4 protein-coding genes and 1 pseudogene are annotated in these 5,168 nt (G+C 47.2%); 1 reads left to right on the forward strand and 4 read right to left on the reverse strand.

Translation table 11 applies throughout. The features are described from left to right. From ACEW8S_RS17790 to ACEW8S_RS17805, 4 genes are all read right to left on the reverse strand, one after another. A partial coding sequence (locus ACEW8S_RS17790; protein WP_373519459.1) for a (Fe-S)-binding protein occupies window positions 1–328 on the reverse strand: 328 nt, incomplete at its 3' end. A 117-nt stretch (window positions 329–445) separates the two neighbouring features. After that, the gene (locus ACEW8S_RS17795) at window positions 446–1,777 is read right to left on the reverse strand and encodes a 4Fe-4S dicluster domain-containing protein (protein ID WP_373519456.1); all 1,332 of its coding nucleotides are present in this window, start codon (window positions 1,775–1,777) and stop codon (window positions 446–448) included. 72 nt (window positions 1,778–1,849) lie between these two features. Continuing rightward, entirely contained in the window at window positions 1,850–2,830 is a 981-nt protein-coding gene (locus ACEW8S_RS17800; protein WP_373519457.1) for an MlaD family protein, read from the reverse strand. A 133-nt stretch (window positions 2,831–2,963) separates the two neighbouring features. Continuing rightward, complete coding sequence (locus ACEW8S_RS17805; RefSeq protein ID WP_373519458.1) at window positions 2,964–4,367, reverse strand: N-acetylmuramoyl-L-alanine amidase; 1,404 nt, start codon at window positions 4,365–4,367, stop codon at window positions 2,964–2,966. 136 nt (window positions 4,368–4,503) lie between these two features. On the opposite strand from ACEW8S_RS17805, the pseudogene ACEW8S_RS17810 reads away from it, so the two are divergent. Beyond that, a pseudogene (locus ACEW8S_RS17810) lies at window positions 4,504–5,168 on the forward strand (LPS-assembly protein LptD); the annotation flags it as partial.

Raw genomic sequence — 5,168 nt, forward strand, 5'->3', positions numbered from 1 at the left:
CGTAATTGCCGCCAAGACCGGGATATTCGTTCTTGATGGTATTGAAACAATGGGGACAAGCGGTCACCACTTTTTTGATCTCATAGCCGTTCAGCACCTCAATATTGGTCATGGCCTGCATCTGGAACAGAAATTCGTTACCGGCCCTTTTTGCAGGGTCTCCCGTACAGCTTTCCTCGGTGCCCAAAACGGCAAAGGAAACCCCTGCTTTGTTCAGGATCTGCACAAAAGCCTTGGTAATCTTTTTGGCCCGATCGTCAAAACTGCCCGCACAGCCCACCCAAAATAGGACTTCAGGTTGCTTGCCGGCGGCAAAAAGCTCGGCCATTGTAGGGACTTTTAATGTTTCTTTGTTCAAAATAGTTCGTTTAGCTTTTCGTATCGATTTTCGACAGCGGTATTAACCCTTAAACCCTACTCGGCGGGCGGGTTTTGGAGGAAACCCCTATTTCCCTTCCGCCCAATTCAGCCGGTCCATCTGATTAAAAGGCCACGGGGCACCGTTATTCTCCAGATTCCCCATCATAGTGTTCAGGTCGGTGGGGGCGGCGGATTGTTCCATCACCAGGTATTGGCGCATGTCCATGATGATAGACAAGGGGTCGATGCTGACGGGACAAGCCTGCACACAGGCGTTGCACGTGGTACAGGCCCAGAGTTCTTCCGGGGTGATATAATCGTTCAGCAACTGCTTGCCGTCTTCTACAAATTGGCCTTTGTTCGCTTCTATATTTTTTCCCACGGCTTCTAGCCTATCCCGCGTATCCATCATTATTTTTCTGGGGGACAGCTTTTTTCCCGTTTGGTTCGCGGGACATTCTTCGGTACAGCGACCACATTCCGTACAGGTGTAAGCGCTCAACAACTGCACCCAGCTCAGATCCATCACATCGGAGGCCCCGAATTTTTCCGGCTCGGCTTCCTCCTCGCCCTCCGCAGGTGCTGTATAGGGATCCACCGAGGGGTCCATCATTAATTTGACCTCTTGGGTAACCGCATCGAGGTTCTTGAATTGACCCTGGGGCTTCAGCCGTCCGAAATACGTGTTCGGAAAGGCCAACAGAATATGCAGATGCTTCGAAAAATACAGATAGTTCAAAAAGAACAGGATTCCCGCAATATGCAACCACCAAGCGGTACGTTCGACCAAAATAAGGCTTGAAACGGACATCCCTTCAAAAATCGGTGCGATAAACTGGCTTATCGGAAAGGCCCCCGCCTGGGTATAGTACGCCATATCCATCCGTTGCAACTGATAATCGGCTCCGTTCATCGTCAGGAACAATACCATTAAAACGGCCTCGATATAAAGGATCAGGTTGGCATCGGTTTTCGGCCAGCCTTTCATTTCCGGCTTTATAAAGCGTTGTAACCGGATGATATTCCTACGTATCCAAAAAAGCAGCACCGCAACAATGACCAAAAAAGCCAGTATTTCAAAGGAGGCGATCAGCACATCGTATACCGCACCCAAGGGGGCAAAAATGCGATGGGTACCGAAAATACCATCGATAATGATTTCCAGTACCTCTATATTAATAATGATAAAGCCTAAATAAACGATTACGTGAAGCGCACCCGCAATCGGTCGAACCACCATTTTGGTCTGCCCGAGGGCTATTCTAGCCATATTCTTCCAACGTTGGGAGGGGTTGTCGGAAACGTCAACATCCTTTCCCAGCTTGATGTTCCTGCGAAGACGTGCTATGTTTCGGGCGAAATATCCGATACCGACCAGCAGCAGGATGATAAAAATTAGGTTGGGAAGGTATTGCATATTTTATTGTCCAACGATTTATTCCAAGTACGGGGCAGTGACCTTCGTAGTATCGAATACGGTCCATATCTACTACTGATTGTCTTTCGGTTGGGTGGGTCCCATGGCCGGATCATCTTCCGGCAGCTCATATTCCTTTTGCTTTTTACCGAATACCGAGACGTTTACGTAGCGTTTCGGGTTCAGTCGTAGGTCTTGCAATAACAGATCAAGCTCCCTTGAGGCATTATTGAGGTTGGTATAGAGTTTTTCATCGTTCAGCAATTTGCCCAAAGTACCCTTGTTGCTGTTCATACGGGCCATTAACTCATCAAGGTTCGATACGGCGGATTCCAGACCAGCCAAGGTTCGGTTGAGTCCCGCATTGTTAAGCGAATCGGATAGCGTTGCAAAATTGGCGGTCAACTTTTCAAAATTCTCCAATGAGTTCCCTAATTTATCTTCATTATTGCTTAAAATACGGTTGAGGGCATCGGCACTTTGCTGAAAACTCGCCACGGTCTTGTTAAGGCCGGAAAGCGTTTCCCGTAAATCTTTTTTTGCCCTGCCATCCAACACCTGATTGACGTTCATCAACAAAGAATCCGCATTGGTGACCGCCCCTTCGACCTTTTTTTGCAAAGGGGTCAATTGGGTCTGCAGCAATTGGGTAAGGCCCGGCTGTATACTGCTGTTCAGCGTATCCCCCGATTTTGCATTGGCCGCACCATCTTGCAAGGGTTTGATCTGAATGCCCTTTCCACCGATGATACCGGTATCGTAAAGTTCTGCGGGACTGTTCTTGGAAAATCCGAAGTCGTTCTTTACGGAAAAGGTCACAACCAGATCACCACTGCTGTCCTTAAACTTGATTCCGTTGACATTTCCGACCACCAGTCCATTTATGGTTACCGGCGTACCCGTTTGTAAGCCTCCCACGTCATTATAAACGGCATAGAATTTTTTACCGTCTTCGAACAACGGTGAAGATTTCAAATAGCTAAAGCCCAATACAAACAACAGGATGCCGCCTACAACGATGATACCTGTCTTGATTTCCCTGGATATTTTCAAATGGATGTATTTTGAGTGATTAGGTACTCCTGTCACGAATTTCTGAGTGACATCAGTATACAAAATTAGAAATAAAAAACGGAAGCGGATCGGTAATCTGCTTTCACTACAAATATAGTGGGAAATATCTTGGTTACTCCGCCGAGATGTATTTTTGGCTTTCTTTGAACGTTATCCGTTCACCATTGCGATATACTACTATAAAGGAAGTTGGATACCCTTTCATATCCGCGTTGGATTTCAACATCTTGGCCTCTCGCAAAGATTGGGTGCTTCCGTAAACATATCGGTACAGGTTTTTAATAGGTTCTTTGGAGACCCTGTTGAGGCCATTGAACGATTCGGGACGCAACGGAAATTCTTTGGCACTGGCCATCAGCTGTACCTTATAAACAATCTCATCTTTGGTATTCGCTGTTTCCTTTTTTTTGGAATCGGCCGGGGTATCCGTAGATACTGCCGATATTTCGGGATCTGCATTAGCTATCACTTCTTCCATCGCTTCTTTGCTGGGTTTTGAAGCTTCTTTTGAATTTCTCCCAGCCTCTTCGATGATCTGTGCGGTCTCTTTGGCTGCTTTATCCTTTGCCTTACCTTGCTGCCCTGCGGTGGTGGTACTTGTTTTGGATTTGTCCTCGGCCTTCCCTACCCCTCCCTGACTCCCAAACCCCCTATCATCCGGGTCAGGGGCTTCGGTAACCGCTTGGTCGACAAAATCGGCAATATTGGCCATCACGTCTTCTTTATAGGTCATCACCGCCTCTGCGATTGCGGTACCCATTTGCGATTGTCCCTTTTTGGAATTCAGGTAGGCGCCCTCTTCCTTGTTGGTAAGAAATCCGGTTTCCACCAATACACTGGGCATAAACGTTTGGTGTAGCACGATAAATCCCGCTTGTTTTACTTTTCGGTCGACACGGTTGAGTTTGTTCGCAAAATTATCCTGTATGGCCTTGGCCAAAGCGATACTTTGATCCAAGAATTCCTCTTGCATAATCGTCAGTCCGATAACCGATTCGGGGGAATTGATATCGTAATCCGCATAGCGGCTTTTATAGTCATCCTCCAAATAGATTACGGAGTTTTCTTTCTTGGCAATCTCGAAGTTCTGTTTGTTCGCATGAAGGCCCAATACAAAGGTACCGGCGCCATGGGCCTGCGAGGTATGCGAGTCGCAATGTACCGAAACGAACAGGTCCGCATTGGCCTTGTTGGCAATCTCGCCCCTGACGTAAAGGTCGACGAAAGTATCGTCTTTTCGCGTGTAGATGACGTTGATATCAGGATTTTTCTCCAACAGCGCACCGGCATTCAGAACGATGTTGAGCGCAATATTCTTCTCGTAATACCCATTGCCCAAGTTTCCGGGATCGTGTCCGCCATGGCCCGCATCGAGAACGATGGTGAATGTATCATCGTTGCGTATTTCATTCCTGTTCGTATGAAAAGAGGTCAGTAATAGGGCGAGTACAATACTGCACGGAAACCAAATAAACCTTTTGGAACCTAGGTTCGTACCCTGTTTCAATGCCTTCATTTTTGGTTAAATTTGTGGTAACTCCCTATAAAGGGAACAAAAAATATATGTAAGTTTGGGCTTTGTTATCTATGGTCCGCTAGCTGTTGTAACGAAAACTCCATGCCAAACGATTACAAAAATAGGATATATAGCCTTGCAATCAAACAATCGTCGTTTAGTATTACTGGTTTTGCTATTTGTCGGCGCCTGGTCGGCGGTTGCACAGGAAGACGGATTGATACCCCTGCCCATTAAGGCGGAGCCCGATACGATTGTCGCCCCGCTCTTTCCGAAACCGATTAAAAAGGATACCCTTCCGGTACTGGATACCACGGCCGTAAAGCCTGCCACTGGCAATCAGCCCCTGTTGCTGGACAAAATCAGGTACACGGCCAAGGATTATGTAAAGCTCAGCCAAAAGGACCAAAAAATATATCTCTACAACGAGGCGGAAATCTATTATCAGGATACCGAGCTCAAGGCCGGCATTATTATCATGGATTATATAAAAAACGAGGTCTACGCGGGCCGTTTACGGGATTCCCTTGGCAACTACACCCAGTTGCCGTTTTTCAAACAGGGCGACAACGAGGTTCGACCGGACAGCATCCGCTTTAATTTCGATACCGAAAAGGCCCTAATCTTCAATTCCCGTACCGAACAGCAGGCCGGACTGGGCCAATTGGGCAGCGATGCCATGAAGGTGTACGCCGAGGTCACCAAAAAGGAAAACGATTCGGTCTATTTTATGAGCGAAGCCAAAATAACGACCTCAAAGGATACGGTCAATCCCGATTATTACATTCGCTTGCGCAAGGC

Origin of the sequence: Pricia sp., from assembly GCF_041745955.1 — a bacterium.
Taxonomy (GTDB): Bacteria; Bacteroidota; Bacteroidia; order Flavobacteriales; family Flavobacteriaceae; genus Pricia.